The sequence below is a fragment of the Pseudobacteroides cellulosolvens ATCC 35603 = DSM 2933 genome (genome assembly GCF_001262605.1).
GTDB classification, from domain to species: Bacteria; Bacillota; Clostridia; order Acetivibrionales; family DSM-2933; genus Pseudobacteroides; species Pseudobacteroides cellulosolvens.
The window spans coordinates 1,198,579-1,218,582 of the sequence record NZ_LGTC01000001.1 but is presented as its reverse complement, the minus strand read 5'-3'; the positions used below and the strand labels follow the sequence as shown (position 1 = coordinate 1,218,582).

The 20,004-nt window shown below is 34.5% G+C and carries 15 protein-coding genes and 1 pseudogene; 14 read left to right on the top strand and 2 right to left on the bottom strand.

Translation table 11 applies throughout. From position 1 onward, the window contains the following. Window positions 1-7: 7 nt before the first annotated feature. The 13 genes from Bccel_RS30870 to Bccel_RS04975 all read left to right on the top strand — a co-directional run bounded on the left by Bccel_RS30870 (window position 8) and on the right by Bccel_RS04975 (window position 14,300). Window positions 8-1,840, top strand: coding sequence for an HD domain-containing phosphohydrolase (locus Bccel_RS30870; RefSeq protein WP_050753140.1), 1,833 nt, complete (start codon window positions 8-10; stop codon window positions 1,838-1,840). A gap of 173 nt (window positions 1,841-2,013) precedes the next feature. Next, window positions 2,014-2,901 (top strand): hypothetical protein, encoded by an 888-nt coding sequence (locus Bccel_RS05030; RefSeq protein ID WP_050753138.1) that lies wholly within the window; start codon window positions 2,014-2,016, stop codon window positions 2,899-2,901. Between the two features lie 508 nt (window positions 2,902-3,409). Continuing rightward, window positions 3,410-3,961 carry a type II secretion system protein gene (locus Bccel_RS30865; RefSeq protein ID WP_050753137.1) on the top strand — a complete coding sequence of 184 codons (552 nt, stop codon included), beginning with the start codon at window positions 3,410-3,412 and terminating at the stop codon, window positions 3,959-3,961. Between the two features lie 121 nt (window positions 3,962-4,082). Continuing rightward, entirely contained in the window at window positions 4,083-5,774 is a 1,692-nt protein-coding gene (locus tag Bccel_RS05020; protein ID WP_036940489.1) for a GspE/PulE family protein, read from the top strand. 101 nt (window positions 5,775-5,875) lie between these two features. Then, window positions 5,876-7,123: a type II secretion system F family protein gene (locus tag Bccel_RS05015; RefSeq protein WP_036940488.1), complete on the top strand. Its 1,248-nt coding sequence runs from the start codon at window positions 5,876-5,878 to the stop codon at window positions 7,121-7,123. A gap of 4 nt (window positions 7,124-7,127) precedes the next feature. Beyond that, window positions 7,128-7,610 (top strand): pilus assembly FimT family protein, encoded by a 483-nt coding sequence (locus Bccel_RS05010; RefSeq protein WP_036940486.1) that lies wholly within the window; start codon window positions 7,128-7,130, stop codon window positions 7,608-7,610. Continuing rightward, window positions 7,607-7,999: a hypothetical protein gene (locus tag Bccel_RS05005; protein ID WP_036940484.1), complete on the top strand. Its 393-nt coding sequence runs from the start codon at window positions 7,607-7,609 to the stop codon at window positions 7,997-7,999. The genes Bccel_RS05010 and Bccel_RS05005 overlap by 4 nt, the downstream gene beginning before the upstream one ends. A 59-nt stretch (window positions 8,000-8,058) precedes the next feature. Further along, window positions 8,059-9,786 carry a PulJ/GspJ family protein gene (locus Bccel_RS05000; RefSeq protein ID WP_036940482.1) on the top strand — a complete coding sequence of 576 codons (1,728 nt, stop codon included), beginning with the start codon at window positions 8,059-8,061 and terminating at the stop codon, window positions 9,784-9,786. Next, entirely contained in the window at window positions 9,767-10,213 is a 447-nt protein-coding gene (locus Bccel_RS04995; protein WP_160317694.1) for a hypothetical protein, read from the top strand. The genes Bccel_RS05000 and Bccel_RS04995 overlap by 20 nt, the downstream gene beginning before the upstream one ends. Before the next feature lie 20 nt (window positions 10,214-10,233). Continuing rightward, the gene (gene pilM / locus Bccel_RS04990) at window positions 10,234-11,241 is read left to right on the top strand and encodes a pilus assembly protein PilM (protein ID WP_036940478.1); all 1,008 of its coding nucleotides are present in this window, start codon (window positions 10,234-10,236) and stop codon (window positions 11,239-11,241) included. Between the two features lies 1 nt (window position 11,242). Beyond that, on the top strand, window positions 11,243-11,782 hold the full coding sequence (locus tag Bccel_RS04985) for a PilN domain-containing protein (protein WP_036940476.1): 540 nt from the start codon (window positions 11,243-11,245) through the stop codon (window positions 11,780-11,782). A 121-nt stretch (window positions 11,783-11,903) separates the two neighbouring features. Further along, window positions 11,904-12,524, top strand: a complete 621-nt coding sequence (locus Bccel_RS04980) for a type IV pilus inner membrane component PilO (protein ID WP_036940473.1) — start codon at window positions 11,904-11,906, stop codon at window positions 12,522-12,524. 27 nt (window positions 12,525-12,551) lie between these two features. Next, the gene (locus Bccel_RS04975; protein WP_036940471.1) at window positions 12,552-14,300 is read left to right on the top strand and encodes a tetratricopeptide repeat protein; all 1,749 of its coding nucleotides are present in this window, start codon (window positions 12,552-12,554) and stop codon (window positions 14,298-14,300) included. Between the two features lie 6 nt (window positions 14,301-14,306). Here Bccel_RS04975 and Bccel_RS04970 read toward each other — a convergent pair whose 3' ends face one another. Together Bccel_RS04970 and Bccel_RS04965 are read right to left on the bottom strand one after the other, a co-directional pair. Then, window positions 14,307-16,637 carry a putative bifunctional diguanylate cyclase/phosphodiesterase gene (locus Bccel_RS04970; RefSeq protein ID WP_036940469.1) on the bottom strand — a complete coding sequence of 777 codons (2,331 nt, stop codon included), beginning with the start codon at window positions 16,635-16,637 and terminating at the stop codon, window positions 14,307-14,309. A gap of 162 nt (window positions 16,638-16,799) precedes the next feature. Continuing rightward, window positions 16,800-18,641, bottom strand: coding sequence for a protease inhibitor I42 family protein (locus Bccel_RS04965; RefSeq protein ID WP_050753136.1), 1,842 nt, complete (start codon window positions 18,639-18,641; stop codon window positions 16,800-16,802). 390 nt (window positions 18,642-19,031) lie between these two features. On the opposite strand from Bccel_RS04965, the pseudogene Bccel_RS04960 reads away from it, so the two are divergent. Continuing rightward, window positions 19,032-19,999: pseudogene (locus Bccel_RS04960) on the top strand (AAA family ATPase). Window positions 20,000-20,004 lie beyond the last annotated feature (5 nt).

Sequence of the window (20,004 nt, the reverse complement as noted above, 5' to 3'; positions counted from 1 at the left end):
ATGAAAGTTGAATAGTGTAAAAGAGAAGTCCATGGAAGATAGAATTAAAGAACTGGAAGAAGAAAACAGGATGTTTCGAATGGTGCTCGAAGCAATTCCCATAAACCTTTTTGTAAAGGATACATACTGCAGGTATCAGATTACAAGCAGAGTTTGTGATATGATAAATGGTGTGGAGAGAGGCGGAATCAAAGGAAAATCTGATTTTGATCTTCAGAATTCAAATGAGATAGCCCAAAGCTTTTATGATGATGACCAGAGAATAATGGCTACAAGGCAGGGAAGTAGAACTTTATCTCCTACTTTATGCGGAGATACCATAAAATACTATGATATTTATAAGGAACCGCTAATTAATGAGGATAGAGAGGTAGAGGGAATTCTTGGACTCGTTATAGCACCTGCCGAGATGGATATAGATGAAAAGAATACCGAAATTGAAGAACAGGTAGAGGCATATTACGGTTCACAATGCTTTATGTTTGATTATGATATTAAGACTGGCAATGCTATTATACTAAAAAAGATGGAAGATTTTGATATTGGATTTGATGGTAATGAATGTTTTGAAGAGTTTTTTATAAACAGCGGAAGGATAAAAGATAGATCTAAGCAGGCTGTGTCCAAGATGTTTCACAAAATCGCAAGCGGCGAAACAGAAGCTGTACTTGTCCTTGATATAATGGACAATAATGAGAATTGGCATTCAGGTTTTTTAACCCTGACAAGGATTAGAAACAGTAAATTGAATCAAAACCGTGCAATAGGAGTTCTATTGTATTTAAACAGTTTAGATGCAAAGCAGGAAGAAATGATAATTTCAATAAACGCAATGAAAAGAAGAATGTACCAGATAATGGCAGAAAAATATGATACCATACTTTATATAAGTAGGAAAAATAGAATGTATACCTGTATAGGTAAACCTGTAGGTCCTATTTCTAATCAGGGAAATGTGGAATTACTTGCTGAATATGTAAAAGAATTTATTCATGAGGATGACAGAAAAATTTATGTAGATGCTTTGATGTCTAATAGTGAGGTTAACAGGGACGGACAGCACCAATTGTATGAACTTAGGATAAAAGTTGAACCCGGCAAATATAGATGGTACGAGGCAAATGTATACTATGTGGAGAGTATTGACGGTTTAAGCGAAGATATTATTCTGACATTTTATGATATGGACGAAATAATAAGACTTAAAAGGCAGCAGGAAGTCCGAAATACCAATAATCATCTTATAGAGGTATTAAGTTCTGTTGTAGAGTCCAGGGATGTAGAATCGGGTAATCATATTCACAGGATAAAAAGTATGACTAAGGTGCTCCTGACTTCTATAATGGAAAAATATCAGGAATATGGTTTGAGCGAAGAAAAAATCGAGATAATGTCTTCTGCGGCAACAATGCATGATATTGGGAAAATAGCTATACCCGACAATATTTTATTAAAACCGGGAAGGCTTACTGTAGACGAATTTGAAATTATGAAAGAACATACCATACGCGGTTGTAAGATTATAAACAGTGCATCGGTTATTCAGGATGAAGAATATTATAAGTATTGTTATGATATATGTAGACATCATCATGAGAGATATGACGGACGAGGGTATCCTGATAGACTTAAGGGTGAAGAAATATCCATAATATCCCAAGTGGTTTCAATTGTGGATGTATATGATGCCCTTATCAGCAAGCGATGCTATAAGGAAGCATACGAAGAAGATAAGGTGTTTGCTATGATCTTAAATGGTGAATGTGGTGTATTTAATCCGAAATTAATAGAGTGTTTGATAGAAGCACGTACGGAATTGAGAAAATTATATTGGGAATAATTAATGGAAATGCCCCTGAAGAAAACTTTGGGGGTATTTTTTATCCTTTTCTCACGACAAAAAATCAAAGATGACAAAATCCCAAGCTATTTTGTTCAAAATGTGGTAAATCAAAGGGTAATAATGTATAATAAAGTGAATGATTTCCCTGAGGAGTGGTTAATATCAATAAAATGGATTTTCTTATTTCCAGGCAAGTAAAGGAGTTTATTGTTTGGATACAAAAAATACTTGATGCACCTGGATCTTTTTATCATCATTATACTATGAAAAAGCCTGCTGTTGGTTGGTCTTGTGACTCAATCTATTCCGCTTTTGAGAACTACAACTGGAAGTTCAGAACAACTGATCCTGAGTCGGGAAATAAAGTTACAGGAAGCAGTTTTACTGAAAGCACTAAATTGTTTTCAAAGCTATATAGACTATTAAATATAAGTATAGAATCTGAAGATTGTGAAAAATGCACTGAATGCTGTCTCTCAATATTGGAGTGGGGAGGGGTTATCAGTAAAAATGATAAAAAGGTTAAAGGACTTGGAAATGATATATGCAAGTACTTTAAGAAAGTAAGAATTCAGCTTAACGACTATAATTTCTGTATAGAAAACAGTGAAGACTTTATTATAATGAATTCGGGATTTGCAAAGATTTATTCGCTTCTTTTAGATGATTTTATTATATATGATGGCAGGGTTGGAGCAGCATTAGGTCTGCTGGTTAGGAAATACTGCGAAGATACTGAGTTGGATAAAGTACCATGTGAATTGGAATTTGCATGGGGCAGGGGTAAGGAAACTACATATATAACCAGCCAGTGTAATAAGAGAAATCCTAGCAGTGAGAAATATAAATTTCCAGAACTACTGAGTAACCCTAAAAGACATTTGGAAAATAATTTAAGAGCAAATTGGCTGCTAAAGGAGATTATTGATACAACCCAATCAAAATTTAACAGTCTGGACAAACGTATTCAATTACGTGCACTAGAGGCGGCGTTATTTATGATCGGTTATGATGTTAACGAACCCGCCCCATATTCTGCCAATCTAAGTGAATGGTGATATTTTATATTCTTAATATTTTAATATTAAAATTATTGATTTTTACTTAAAAAACTGATATAATGATATTAGTGCAGTTCTATACTTATCTTTTCGAAAATTTCCATTAAATTTTCTTTAGAAATTATTATCCAAAAAGAAATATAATCTTTACTTCATATTATAGTGTTATTATATGCAGCTTTTAACGATTTATTTTATTATGGGTACTAAAAGTTTAGTGACATAAATGTAACTTTACTATTAATATAGATGTTTCTTTATCCGATATAATATAACACAAAACGACATAATAGTAATAAATAGTATTGATTAATGAACATAAGTATGTTACAATTAAAGTAACACTTCAATTATATCTTTCTGAATAAAAATCTATTAATTTTTACATTTGTCTTTTGCAAACCCCGTTCAATAGTTTGTTATTTGCTCTGTCAAATGTTAAGTTAATAACGGTTTTTATGTAAATCAAATTCCAATAAAAGTCAAAATTTGAGGAGGAAATGCAATGGTCTCGTTATTTGTTAAGAGGTTAGGCAAGAAGAAAGGTTTTACTCTTGTGGAATTAATGATTGTTGTTGCTGTTATTGGTATTTTAGCAGCGGTATTAATTCCTTCAGCACTCAATATGAAGAAAAGTGCAAAGGTTGCTGGAGTTGACACAAACATAAGATCTGTACAGGCTACCATTGAAAGTATGATTGATGGCTATTCAGCAAAAGATAAGTTTGCTACAGCTCTTGCAGCAAAGCTCGGAACATCAATAAAAAATCCAATTAACTCATCAAATTCATCATCCACTAGTGCCACATTTCCCGCAGAAGCAACAGAAAGTGCAGTTTTGGTATATAATCCTGCTGTAGCTCTGCCAACAAAGGCAGATGCCGATTTAGTGCTGTCTACAGAGGCTGCGACAGTATTTAATATGCCTGGTGCAGTAGTGGTAGTTCCATGGGGAACAGATACAACATTATCAGGTGTAACAATTTATGGAATAGACGCTGATGGTAAAACAATGACATCTGTTGAAAAAGCAGACAGCTATACTATCAAAAAATAATGTATAAATGTTTATATAAAAAAATATGTTTACATAAAAAAGTAGGGTGTAGTAATACACCTTCTTTTTTGATTTTTAGTCATAACTTAATTAAAAATTAAACACTGTGAGGATGATACCTATGCAGATGAACTCTAAGAAAAGGCTTGGAGAATTATTGGTTACAAGTGGTGTAATAACTGAAGAACAGCTTCACCAAGCACTGGAAATACAGAGGAAGAAAGGCGGCAAGCTGGGTGAAGTATTTGTTAATGAAGGATTTGTAACAGAAGAGCAAATTATTAAAGTTTTAGAATCCCAGCTAGGTATTAAAAGCCTTGATCTGTCAAAGTTTTACATTGATCCCGAGGCTGTAAAGCTTGTACCTGAAAATTTATCGAGAAAGCATAGTGTATTGGGCGTGGAGTTTTCCGGTGGACAACTTGTTTTAGCGATGAAGGATCCTCTGGATTATTTTGCACTTGAAGATATAAAGCTTGCTGTTCAAATGCCTATAAAGCAGGCTATATCTACCGAAAAAGCAATTAATGATGCAATTGAACGTTTTTACAGTAAAACTATAGCTGAAAAAGCAGTGAAGGATTTTTTCAAGCAATATAAGGAACAAAATCCGAAACAGAACATAAATGAAGAAAAATCAAACGATGATGTAAATAATGCTCCCATTGTAAGGCTTATAAACTCAGTAATAGAAAACGCTGTCAGAAATAATTCCAGCGATATTCACATAGAGCCCGAAGAAAGCGGAGTTAGAATAAGAATAAGGGTTGATGGTGTTTTGCAAGTTTCCATGGTAACCGGTCTTGAAACAATGAATGCAATAGTAAGCAGGATTAAAATTATGTCGGGTTTAAATATTGCGGAGAGAAGGCTTCCTCAGGACGGCAGAATAACCTATACTTTTGATAATCGCAGAGTGGATTTGCGTGTATCTACCCTTCCTACTACATATGGCGAAAAGATAGTTATGAGGGTGTTGGACAAAACTAACTTTCTATTATCCAAAGATAAGCTGGGTTTTGCAAAAACAGATATGGAAAAGTTTGAGAGTATGATTGGAAGACCCCATGGAATTATTCTTGTAACAGGCCCAACAGGAAGCGGTAAATCATCTACTTTATATGCAATGCTAAACGAGCTTAATGATGAAAGTAAGAATATTATCACCTTGGAAGACCCTGTTGAGTACGACTTAAAGGGAATCAACCAGGTTCAATTAAACCCTAAATCAGGATTAACCTTTGCTATAGGCCTAAGAGCAATATTGAGGCAGGACCCTGATGTTATTATGGTTGGTGAAATAAGAGACAGAGAGACAGCTGAAATTGCTATAAGGTCTGCTTTGACAGGACATCTTGTATTAAGTACACTTCACACTAACGATGCACCAGGTGCAGTTTCAAGAATTATGGATATGGGAATAGATCCTTTTCTCATATCATCATCTGTTATAGGAGTAATTGCACAGAGGCTGGTCCGAAAAATATGCACCTTTTGCCGTGAAGGTTATAAACCTGATGACAGGGAAAGCAAGATACTAAGGCTTTCCCACGATGACAACATAACAGTCTATAGAGGTAAAGGGTGTCCCATGTGTAATGGAAGCGGCTATAAAGGAAGAACTGCCATATTTGAAATAATGGTTTCTAATAAAAACTTAAGAATGCTTATAGATAAAGCTGCCACTTCTGATGAGCTCAGGGATGCAGCTGTAGCGAATCAAATGGTAACGCTGTATGACAGTTGCATTCAGCTTGTGCTTAGAGGGCAGACAACGGTAGATGAACTTTCAAGAGTGGCCTTCAGTTGTTAAGGCATGATTAAATAAACTGAATATATTGTAGAAAAATGATACTTTTGACGATATATATCTTAAGGATGTATTTTAAAATGTCTAGGAAATAATGGTGTATCATGGATAACATTCAAACGAAAAATGCTGGCAGTGTACAAAGTTTTCGATATAGAGCAGTTGACCATACAGGAAAAACCATAAAGGGCAGAATAAAAGCACAGGATATAGATGAGGCTAAGGTCAAGATCAAAGATAATGATCTTATACCTATTAAGGTTGACTCGGATATTTCAGTATACTCAAAAATGAACAGGGGATTTACAAAAAAAGTAGATCTTAGCACCGTTTCTATTTTCTGCACCCAGCTTTATTCAATAATAAGCTCCGGTGTAAATATACTAAGAGGTATTGAGATATTAGGCAAGCAAAATAAAAACAAGCTGATGCAAGATATTGTATCCAGCATAATAAGTGAGGTACAGAAAGGGAAATCCTTGTCGGAAGCCATGGATAATGATCAGTGCCCTTTGCCTAAATTACTGGTTAACATGGTGGCGGTTGGAGAAGTGAGCGGAAACCTTGATGAAATTTTAAGGCAAATGGCTATTTATTATGAAAAAGAAAATTTTATGAGGCAGAAATTAAAAGGGGCTATGATATATCCTGTAATCCTTACGGTTGTAGGTGTAGGAATGCTTATTTTCTTTAGTACATTTGTTTTGCCTGAAATAACAGGTGTACTTTTGGATTCGGGTCAAAAGCTTCCTGTGTTGACAACAATGGTTCTCGGGTCAATTGATGCCGTTAAAAAATATGGAATTATAGTTGCCGCCGCAATAATATTGATGGTGGTTTTAATCAGGGTTCTTGTTCCAAAGGAAAAGTTCAGAGCGGCAAAGGATAAATTTCTGATAAAGGCTCCGCTATTAAATGTATGTATACAAAATATGGTTACTACAAGGTTTTTAAGAAGCATGTATATAATGTTAAATGGTGGTATTACTTTGATTGCAGTACTTGAATCGGTAGAAAAAACTTTAGGAAATACCATTGCGGAAGATGCAATCCGCACATGTATGGAAGGTGTAAAAAGAGGGGAAAAGCTTAGCGAAAACCTGGCAGGGTCAAATTTTTTTGATCCTCTTGTTATAAATATGATTGAAGTCGGTGAAGAAACGGGACAGCTTGAAAATGTGCTTCAAAAGATGACAGATTTTTTTGATAAGGAGACCGACGCTGTATTAAACAGGCTGCTTTCTTCACTAGAACCCATATTTACAATAATCATTGGTATTTTTATATCAATTCTAATAATTTCATTAATGTTACCAATGTTTGGCATGATATCTAATTTTAAAAGTGGGTGATATTTTGTCAAAAGACAAAATTAAACACGGAAACAGCGGCTATACATTGATTGAAATGATGATAGTTATTAGTGTAATCGCTGTGCTTACTGTAAGTTCATTTATCATATTTTCCGGCACAAAAAATAATAATGAGTTATATTCTGAGGCGAAAAAAATTGTATCCAACTTAAAATATATGAAACTCCTTGCTGTCAATGAAGGTAAAACATGTCAGATGGTGTTTAACTCTGAAGGTACCGGCTATATTGTAAGGTTTAGGGATGATGCAGATGTATTAAGATTTCTAGATTTTGATTATGGTATTACTTTTGACAGTGGAAAATCTGCAGGTTTAAAGGTTGATGGTACATCAAAATATTTTGAATTTCTTGCATTTAAAGGGGTGTCTGACAGCAGTGAGGACATAGAAATTGTTTTGTCAAATGGCATTGCTGCTTATATAAGCATAATAATTTCTTCAGGAGGGACGATTGATATTAAATGAGTTTCATTAAGTCCAGGGTTAAAGATATTCATGGTTTTACATATATAGAATTGGTAACGGGTATGGGTATTTTGCTTCTGGGATTTTCCTTTTTTATGGTAATGTTCAGGTATTTCAATATCAATAAAATCATTGCCAAGGAAAATACAACCATGGCTGCTATAGCACAAAACACTGCCGAATCCTATGAAGCATGTTCAGATGTTGCCAAGGTTATTAACAATATATCAAAGGACTATGAAGAATATAGCATTAATGTAGATGTGCTGCCCCAGACAGGCAGCAGCTTGAAAAAGATTACAATCACTGTTGGGTTAAAGTCACCTTCCCAATATGTTAATCCATACAAGATGGTTTATTATTCCTTGAACAGGAGTAATTATCAGTAGTAAGTAATGCCTTAGAAATAATTTCTTAGCCATTATTAAGGAATACAGAGGTATCATATATGAAGCTTTCAACTGGTAAAAAGGGTTATACTCTAATTGAATTAATGGTAGTTGTTAGTGTTCTTAGCCTAATTTCATTATTTATGAGTCAGCTTCTTAATTTTTGTTTTAATTTTTCCAGAAAAGAAGAGAAGACTTTGGATAATGCACAAAATGCAAGGCTTGCTGCAAACATCATTTTAAATACTGTAAAAAGAGGAAATTCATCTTTTGTTGAAAATGACACTTATCAAAATGTTATAAGGACAAAAGACGGTAATATACTAAACTACAAACCCCAGGAAGATTATCCGGGGAGCGGTGTGAAGCTGTGGTATTATTGCAAGCTTGGAGATGTGTTGGGCGAATTGAGGGATGATTCTCCTGTACCCAAGGTATTGGTTAAAAATATAAGCCTATCAACTCCTGAGTATGTACCTGATTTATCATGCATAAAGTTTGTTATCAGGGCAGGACAAGAATCTGAAGAACTTAATGAATTTGTTATGTATCTGCCTGTAAACAATCAGTCCAATGTAAGCCCTACTCCGACACTACCAGCTGTTACACCCACTTATACAGTAACACCGGCTTTTACAGCAACGCCAACAGCTACATCAACACAAACACCGACACCGACGATGACTTCTACACCAACTATTACACCTATACGGTTGCTGCCGTTTTTTGACGGGTTTGAAAGCGGTGGATTTACTGAAGGAAACTGGATTCAATCATATTCGACTGTTCAAACGGGCTATAAAATGAATGGGGTATATTCGGCCAAAATAGCAAGGTATGACTCATTAGTTAAATATATAAGCACTGAAGGATTTTCAGGAATTCAGTTAAGTTATTCAAGAATGACAAATTCTATGAAATCAACAGGTTATTTTTTATGTGAATGGTATGATGGAGTTTTGTGGCATGCATTGGAAAGAATATATGGTAATAACGTCTGGAAAAATAAAGTGTGGATTCTTCCTGAAGGAGCAGAAAATAATGATATGTTTGCAATAAGATTTTACACTGAAGGAACAGGCGGTGCCGCATCATATCTGGATGATGTTTTGATTAACGGAACATTAAATGTACCTACACCTACAATTACACCAACAAGGGCACCTACGCCGGCATCAGCCACACCGACACCTGCAATAACACCAACACCAACAGCCAAGCCATCAGCATCATTAACGCCAACGTCCATATTAACACCGATGCCCACATCAACTCCAACACCCACATCAACGCCAACATCAACATTAACCCAGACACCAACATCAACGTCAACCCCAACAGCAACACCAACGCCTGTACCACAACCTATTTTTACTGAGGGTTTTGAAAATAATTCATTTTCTTTCGGCAGTTGGACTTACAGCGGCTGCTATATACAGGCAAGTGTTAAGTACAGCGGCACATATGCTGCACAATTTTCATTCAACAGCTACCTTGTCAAAAGTTTAGATACAACAGGATATAGGAGTATAAGCATCCAATACGCCAGAATGACCAGGAGTTGTGAAACTGATGATATGTTTAAATGCGAGTGGTTTGATGGGGCTGTATGGCACACACTGGAGTCTTTTAGCGGAACCAGTGCATGGAAAATATCTAAATGGTATTTACCTGACGGGGCTGCTAACAATCCGCTTTTTAAAATAAGGTTTACATGTCAATTAAATAAAAACAAGAATGATGGGTTTTTAGATGATGTATATGTATATGGAATTTATGAAAACTAAAAATAAAAAAGGTGCAGTATTCATTATTGTTTCAATTGTTCTTTCAATAATATTAATTATTTTAAGCACATTGCTTGCACTGATAACTACCGAAGTCAAATTATCACAAACATATGCAGATGGGTTAAAAGCATACTATATTTGTCATAGCTCGGTCAATTTCGCTTACGATTATATCTTACAGCACAGGGATGTACCCTTAGGGCATAGTGAGGTAAAGAGCAATAGTGATAATATTTTTCCTACTATGGACTATGTCAAAAGCTATACATCCAAATGGGAAGTAATGGAGAATAACAGCAGCTTAACATACAGAATAATTTCTACCGGTGTATATGGTAAATACACCCGGAAGATTATGGCAGCCTTTGAAGTTGATGAAGATAATAAGATAAAGGTTACTGAATGGAGATTAATAGACCCATAATTAATAGATTGGAGGTCGGAATGTTTATTGACTTATTCAAGGATGAGCTTTTATGTTTGGATATAAGAGATAGGGTATTCAGGTTTATTCTGGCAAAGTATAACAAAAGGGTGCAGAATATTGATGTGTTAAAATACGGAACTTTTATAATACCTGAGGATTGTGTAGATCAAGGCGTTATATGTGAAAATGAAACTACATTGCAAGCTATAACAAACTTTATTCTAAAGGAAAAGATAAAAACAAAGAATGTTTACATGAATATTTCAAGTCCTCCAATAGTGCTTAGGATTGTGAAATTACCACATATGCAGGAAAAGGACCTTTCGATTTTTTTACAGGAAGAGATTTCCCAGTTTATACCTGTTGATTCAAATTCATCTATAATTGACTACAAAGTACTTGATCGCTTTGAGGAAGATGGGAAGAAACAGATGAATGTAATGCTTATTGCTGCTCCAAAACAGATGATTAGAAGATATGTGGATTTACTGAAGAAAACCGGATTAAATCCTGCAGTTGTAGATTTGTACCCTAATTGTATTGCAAGGGTATTTTCCAAAATACAAAATAAAAATATTGCTGTTTTAGATGTAAATTCCAATGCTTTGGATTTCATAATATTAAAAAATAATAATCTTTTTATGCATTCTAATATATACCTTGAGAGCTCTCCTGATTTTTTGAGTCTAATTGACCGGAAGGCAGAAAATATAGTATATGAGGATAAGAATTTTGAAAGAGCTTTAGGTGAAATAACAAATTATGTGAAGACATACCTTAACTTTTTTTCATCAAGGCATTTTGGAGCAAGTGTTGACAGACTGTATATTATTGGTGAGCTGGCACTTATAAAAGATATTGATGCTTATATAGGAAGTTTCCTTCAGATAGAGGTAAAATCAGGTCTCTCTGATATCGTAAAGGTTGAGTTGTCAAAGGGGTTGAAAAATACCGGAGACACGCAGGAATCGACAAAAATTGCACTTTATGCATGCGGGCTGGGACTTGCTATGAGAGGTGATTAATTTGAAGGCACAAAAGGATATAAACTTGATTTGGCAAGAAAGCAGGAGTTTATACAGAAAAAAGATATTAGCCTTCTCATTAATTTTTGCCTTAATAGTATTAATTGGGGCTTTGATACTGGCATATTTTATCCCTATGGGTTTAATAAACAATCTTAAGCTTGAGAACAAGGAATTAAAGACCAAGATAGCACTTTTAGGCGATATAGCTGCACTTACAGGAAATCTGGAACAAAAAGAAAATGATTATAAAGTAAGAAGTGATCTGATTAAAGTGATTCAAGAAGAAAAAGTAAAGATATCTGAAGTGGTAAAAAAGATAATTGCCTATTTGCCACAGGATGTTTATATTACATCAATGACTATAAGTGACGGCAAAGCTGTAAATGTAAGTTTTGTTGTAAAAGATCCGATAGATGCTGCAAAGCTCATTATAAAGCTAAATGAATCAGGATTGTTTGAAAATGTTGATGCTGCATCTCTACCTTTAACAAAAGGTAATACAATACTTACATTTTCCCTTGTACTAAGGCATGACTGAAATATTAATTCCCGTTTTGAGCGTGTGTTTACGAGTTAAGTTAATACGAAAGCGAAATTATGCGGGAAGTTATATTTTCAACATGCCTAAAGGAAAAATCAACTTAAGCAGGTGATTTAATGTGAAATTAAAAAATAAAGAATTAGCAGCACTCGTTTCTGTAATTGTAGTAGGTATCAGCATAATATTCTATATTTTTGTATATAGTGCCCAGCAAAAAGTTATAGAACAACTTAAAGCGGAATACGAAACCAATAATAAGAAGTTGGAGAAATTAAAAGCAGCAGAAAAAAAAGTGCCTGAATTTATAAAAAAGCTTGGCGAAGTTAATTTGAGGTTAAATTCCATTAATCGCAAACTTACAAATAAAAAGGATGTTCCCGGTATTTTAGTCCAGTTGTATGAAGCTATTAATGAAAATGCTTTAAAGTCTGGAAAAGTTAATTTTGGAGGTATTATTGAAAAAGAAACTTACAACTATTTCAATATAAACTTTGCAATAACAGGAAAGAGTGGAGATGTTGAGAACTTTCTTGAAGATGTTGAGAACCTAAATAGTGAAATATCAATTGAAAGGATAAGTTTTCAACCCCTAGAAAACAAGGAGTTTGATGTTGTTTTAAATTTGAAGGTTTATTTGTCGAAGGAAGAGATAGCTGGAGTTAAGAAAACTGAATATGATTTTATGGATGAAAACTTTGGAAGCGACAAGGATTGGATGGATATATTCAGAAAAAACTAATAAAACCATTAGGTCAGGAGAATAAGCATGGGAGGAAAAGAAGGTAAAAAATCATCTGAGACTCTGAAAGTTAATTTGATTTCTGAAGAATCAACAGCAGGCTTTGATGAGTACCTGTCATTTGTGCCTAAGCCTAAAGCTTCCCTATTGCCTGATTTAAGGACAAGAGGAATACCATATAGAATTTTATCGGTTTCATATTTTATAATATCTATTCTTCCTTTACTGGATAAAAATTATTTTATTACATGCATTCTTGTTTCATTGCCTTTTATATTATATATTGTAAAGGGAATAATGAATAAAGAACGTCGGAGGGTTGATTTTTATCCGAAGATTGTTGTATTGATCTGCTTTTTGTCCATTTTTTTGGTATCAGCATATTACACAATATCGGATATAGCCAACAAATCTTTTAAAAGCAAGGCCCTTTCAGAATTTTATTGTGTTTTGCCGGATCTATTTGGAAAATTCTCAATAGATGTGGATAAGGAGCACTTCTATAATATTGCTATAAACCTTGACCCGCAAAATAAAGAATCTTATTTCAAAAAAGGTATGTTATATGAAAAAGCAAAGCTTATAGAAAAGGCTGAAAATGCATATCTTCTTGCCATAGCCGGACATTCCGACAGCCATCAGGCTTATTACAGGCTGGCATGTATCTATTCTTTAAAAGGGCAGGATGATAAAGCACTTGATATGCTATACAGGTTGTTTCACATAAATAAAAAATATGCACCTGCTTATAATGAAACCGCAAGCATTTACTTTAGGAAAGGGTATGTTGAAAAGGCTGATGAACTTTTGGGAAAAGCTTTCAACATCGATAAAAACGATTATAGGAATTATCATTTAAAAGGCAATATACTTTTGAAAAAGGGCAATTTTAGTGAGGCATTAGGTGCCTACAGCAAAGCAATTGAATTGGAGCCTGGAATATCAAACCTTTATTTTGATAAGGCACAGGCTCAGTTTAAGCTTGGTAATTTTGATGGTGCATTGTTTAACATAGGCAAGGCTTTGGAAATTGACTCTAAAAGCTATGAATACCTATATTTTAAGGGAATAATACTTCTTAACCAAAATGTACTGGATAAATCAAAAGAATGTTTTAATTCTTCTATAAGAATAAAACAGGATTTCATACTCCCTAAAGCAGGTTTGGCATTAATTGAACTTAAACAGGGAAAGTTGAAAAAATCAAAGGATGATATTAAAGCCATAGTACCTGACAATTGCAATGTTCCTGAAGCGTGTTTTATGAAAGCCTATATTCTAAAAGAAACTCAGAATTATGATGAGGCACTTAAAGCTATAGATGCGGCTATTGTAAGAAGTCCCGGAACTTCAGAGTATTATAGCTTGAAAGCAGCTATATTGCTGGACAGCGGAGATAAGAACAAGGTTGAGGCTATAGTTAATATAGCAATTAAATTAAACAAATCGGATTATTATGCATACTTTATAAAAGGAAATTTCCTTTTGCAAAATAATGATTATAAAAATGCATCAATTTATTTCGGTTTATCAACTGAATATAACCCTTACTTTGCAAGAGCTTATGCTGCAAAAGCTTTTACAGAACAGAAGCTTGATCATGAAATACTTTCTGATGACTATATGGATATGGCAATAAGGATTGATCCGAATGACTATTATAATTATTTGATAAAATCTAATGTGTACTCATTAAGAAATAAGAATATTGCTGCAGAAACTGCAAGAAAAAAAGCTGCAAAGCTTTATGACAAAGGAGAGCAGCAGCTTAATTAATAATTATTATTTGTTTGCAAATTGTTTTATATGCATCCTTTCAAATTCGGAAGCAGGGAGAGGATGGCCAAATATATAACCCTGTACCTCATCACATTGAAGGCTAATTAACAGCTTCAGTTGCTCTTCCGATTCTACACCCTCTGCAATTGCCTTAATACCAAGGGTTTTTGCCATCATGACAATAGCCTTTATAATCTGAGCTTCACTGCTATCTGTGGAAATATTATCCACTAAAGGCTTGGCTATTTTAAGTTTATTAAAGGAAAATTTTTTTATATAACTTAGCGATGAGTAGCCGGTACCAAAATCATCAATTGATATGGATATTCCAAGATTGGCAATGGTTGCAAAAATACTTTGTACAGTTGATTCGCCTTTCATAGCGATACTTTCGGTAATTTCCATATCCAGCCATGAGGGTTTTATAGAATATGTTTTTATAATTGATAGAACATAATCTATAAAGTTTGGTGTGTCCAATTGCTTGGGTGAGATATTAATACCTACTTTTAAATCGGAATCATAAAGATTGTTCCACTTTGAAATTTGCATTACGGCTTGTTTAATTATCCATTCTCCAAGGGGAACGATGATACCGATTTCTTCAGCAATAGGTATAAATTCAGCAGGAGATATATGGCCGCTCTCCAAAGCTTTCCACCTTAGAAGTGCTTCAACTCCTATCAGATTGTTCTCAGGAATTTTTATCTGAGGCTGGTAATATAATTCAAACTCTTTATCAAAATTTGCATTTTTTAATAGAAGCTCGATTTCGTTCTTCCTTAGGATTTTACTGTTTAATTCAGAATTAAAAAATGAGTATTGGTTATAGCCTTGGGATTTAGAGTTATACATAGCTATATCCGCATTTTTCATAAGTGAACTTCGCTCGTTTGCGTCATTGGGATATTGCGTTATACCGGCACTTAGAGTAATGTTGAATTCATAGTTGTTTATGTTTATGGGCTTATTACAGCATTTAATAAGTTCAGATACCATTTTTTTAATCTCAGAATGTTGAAACCGGCCCCGAACGGCAATGACAAATTCATCTCCGCCAAGCCTTGCAAGTAAAGCATTATATGTATTCCAGCTTTCAAGCCTGTCTCCGATTTCCATCAAAACCTTGTCACCAATATCATGGCCGTAAGAGTCATTTATTGATTTAAATCTGTCCATATCCATAAATATTATATAAACTGATTCACCAGACATAGTATCATTTAGCATCTGATCAAGTGAATCCAGAAAATATCGTCTATTAAAAAGGCCTGTTATTTGATCTCGCTGGGATAATATTTTAAGGTTATTGTTAGCATCCAGCAAGTCTTTTGTGTGTTCAGCTATTTTTTCTTCAAGTAATGAATTTAACTCCTTCTCCCGTTGCAATAATTGTTCATTTCTAATTGTGTATTGAACATAACTGCTGAGGATCTGATATACTGCTATAATGCAGCCAAAGATGAGCACTTCTTTAAATTCATAGTTATTAACTAAAATTAATAATATTGGTACAGAAAGTATTATAAGTGCTTTACGGCTGGCACCTGTGTTCTGGTGCATAATATTATCAGTTGTAATATTTGTTTTTTCCATGTAAAATATGTCGATTAATCCACCCCATGCGATGAGAAGAAAGGAAGCCATATATGCTGAATCTATGAGTGAGTTTGGAATATATTCATCTCGAAAGAGCTGATGACTATAGTATAAGTCTGAACAGATATATAGAAAAACTCCGATTACAACCAAATGGATGCTGTTGGCAATTTTACCGTTACGGTTGGAATTAAACCAGATGACTATGCAACAGCCTGCAAAAAAGTCGCAAATTATTGATATGAATGTTGTAAAGCTATCTGCACTTATTGATAAAATCATTTCGGACTGCTTATGAAAAAGAAGTATCCAGACAAGTGTAATACCTGAAGACGTGATAGCTAAAACATCTAGAATTAACTGCACCTTATTCCATTTGTGCCATTGAGATATAAAAAATATACCTGATGCTATAGCTAAGAAAATATTAGGTAGCATGTAAATATACGTAATTAAATCAATTTCATCAGGATCCAGGCCAAGTACAAGATCATATACAGCCCAAAGAATATCGGCTAAAAACCAGAAAAAACAGGCTAAGCTTGCACACAGCCAGTGGAATCTAATTTTCCTTGGTCGTAGATAAACTGTAAAAAGAATGATCGACGCAGCAAAAGTACCGATAGGGGATAATATATTACCCCAAAAGTCGGATTGAAAAACTGCCGAAATAAAATATATAATAAAATAGATTCCTAAAACTATTTGTATCGATATATATGTTTGTTTTTTCATCCTACCAAACCTTGTGCATAAGATTTTGGGTCATATTATATACTTCGACATATTATACAATAATTTTTAATAAATTAAAAGTGATTGATTTGAAAAAAGGTGAGCATCACATATTGATACTCACCTTTTTGGCCGAGAATAATATTTATTTTTTAAACAATATTAAAAATCCAAACGTTGTGTGATGTACGACGCCAGATTTAAATTACATTCTTGCGAATAGAATTTGAAATAATCACCAACGTTTAATGTCAAACCATATACTTCACCTTTAACACCTTTGGCAATTACCGTTCCATCTTTTATTATGTTAAAGAGGCCTGCAATTGATTCTCTTGTTGAAGAAATTGTCTCAATTAATTCAATCTCGTAATTAATGTTCATTTCTTTTGCAGATACAGTAATTCTTGAATTGAAAAAAGCAGTTTTAGAGCCCTCTTTCCAGCTTAAAGTTGTAGAGCCTGATAAGCTTTCAGGACTACCAATGCTTCCTACTGATTTTTCAGAAAAGAATAGAGGCTTTTCTGAGATTATTGTATGAACCTTTGGATCTGTTATTGGAGTAGGCTCCGGCAATACCTTATAAGATACAACATTGAATATGGGAGGATAGATCTTAAGCGGACTTACATTACCGCATACCTCAACCTGCATATTTGCATATTTTTCCATGCCGTCGGTATTACCTTTTAAAGTATATGGACAATCCTGTGTTTTTAACTCATAGGTTAATGGATATGTTTCTTTAACAAAAAGTGTTCCCTGAATATATTGGAGTTCAGGTGTTGGAGTAGGTGCAGGGTACCCAACCATAACTTTAACAACAAATGATTTATAAGGTGTGACGGATTCCCATGGCCTTGAATATACCATATCAATTTTAGCAATTCCATCAGCTATGGCTTTGTATGTCCATACTTCTTTTCCGCCTACTCCAACCATGTCGGGTTTACTTGGATCAGGAATATAGTTGTAACTTGTTTCAACCAGAACGTTTGCGTCAGGTTTTTCAACATAACTCCATTTGTAACCGGTGGTAGCATTGCTTTCAAGTGTAAGCCTCAGCTCATCACCTTTTTTTACATAAGCATATCCGCCGTTATCTTCTATTGTAATTTCCTTATAAGCTGGGGCGGAAGATGGAGATGGTGTTGCTATAACCTTATACGAAATAACACTGAAAAGTGGATATTCAGTTGCTACTAGGGTTGCAACATAGTTTCCGTTAACCTCAACAAAATTGCCCACAGCTGTTTCCATTCCCTTAGTGTTACCAATTAGTTCATAAGGGCCATTTTCAGTCTTTAAATAAAACTTGCTCATGTCGGAGTTTTGTGTGAAAATATTACCCTTTAATGTTACATACTTTACTGGAGGAACAGATGTACTTGTAGGTGCTGGAATAACATTATAGGAAACAACATTAAAAGGTGGATATTCAGTTGCGACTAATGTTTGTACATAGTTTCCGACAACTTCAACCATATTGCCTACGGCTGTTTCCATGCCTTTTGTATTACCGATAAGCTCACTAATTCCTGTTTCTGTTTTTAAATAAAACTTGCTCATGTCGGAGTTAAGGTTGTAAAGATAACCCTGTAAAGTAACATATCTTGATACAGGAGAAGATGTAGCCGTAGCTGCAGCTGTTGCTGTCGGCTTTAAAGTGGGTGTAGGAGTAGTTTTACCAATGAGCTTATAGGATTTTACATTAAACATCATTATTCCTTGAGGGCCCTTTGTAATAGTACCGGTAATATTAGCTGAGTAGCCTATGTACTTATTCATACCGGATGTTTGTCCTACAAGTAAGTAGGATTGATCTGATGTTTTTACTGCCAGCATTTCTTTGTTGTAAGGTACACCAGGATTTAACTTGGTGATCTCACCTGTGATTGTGACTGTCTTTGCAATAATGCCTTTTGTTGCTGGTTTTGCTGCAAAGCCAGTTAGAGATGAAACAAAAAACAGCATTGTTACTAGAAACAGCAAAATTCTTTTCATTTTTTAAAACCTCCTATTTTTTTATTTAGGCATGTTGAAAATATAACTTCCCGTATAATTTCGCTTTCTGAGTTGACTTAACTCGTTAACACACGCTCAAAACGGGAAGTACTATTTCAATCATGCCTTAAATGATAGACGAAAAAAGGAAAGTTTTGTTCCATTATTTCGGGGAATTTTCAAAAAATATTTGTATAATCTTGCTGATTAGCCTCAAAAAAATATAAACTCATAGTAATTTTATGTATACACATTAATACAATATTAAAAATCATGTCATATTGTAATTAGGCAATAAAATCGGTTGAAATAGAGGCTTACAAGGAATAACATATATTTAAGAAAGCCAACAGCAAGTAACACAAAAATAATAACTTTGGTGGTGTTGACATGGAAACTGTATGTATAAAAGAACTGGCATTAAAGATTAAACAAAACATTAACAAGGTCATTGTAGGAAAAGATGAAATAATTGACCTTTCACTTATTGCTCTAATTACCTCAGGACATATTCTTTTAGAAGATGTTCCAGGCATGGGTAAAACAGTGCTTGCAAAGACTCTTGCCAAATCATTGAGCTGTTCCTTCAAAAGGGTACAGTTTACTCCTGATTTACTTCCTTCCGACTTGACCGGGATTAACTACTACAACCAGAAAAGCTGTGAATTCCAATTTCGTCCCGGGCCGATATTTTCCGATATTCTCCTGGCTGATGAAATTAACAGAGCCACCCCCAGAACCCAATCAAGCCTTTTGGAATGTATGGAGGAAAGGCAGGTAACTATTGACGGTGAAACCCGTTCGCTTGGCAAAACTTTTATGGTCATCGCAACACAAAACCCTGTTGAAACTCACGGAACATTCCCTTTACCCGAAGCACAACTGGATAGATTCCTGTTTAAAGTATCAATGGGTTATCCATCAAATGAGGAAGGTTTTGAAATTTTAAAGCGATTTATTGGAAGCAATCCTATAGAAAATATTGAACCGGTTGCATCATTTGATGACATCCTTGCGGCTCAAAAGTCCTATAGCAGCGTTCACGTAAGTGATGATATTTTAAATTATATCCTTGAAATTGTAGAAAAACAAGAAGCCACCCCGATATAGTTCTTGGAGCAAGCCCCAGAGCCAGCCAGGCACTTTTAAAGGCCAGTCAGGTATATGCAATATTTAAGGGCCGCAGCTACGTAATTCCTGACGATGTTAAATACCTTGTGAATCCTGTACTTGGTCACAGGTTGATATTAAGAAATTCTATTATTGGAAGAAATAATGGTAATATTAAAAATGTTCTGGATCAAATTGTTTCGGGTACTCCAGTACCAACTGAAGATAATATTTTGAAAGGATCCTGATGAAT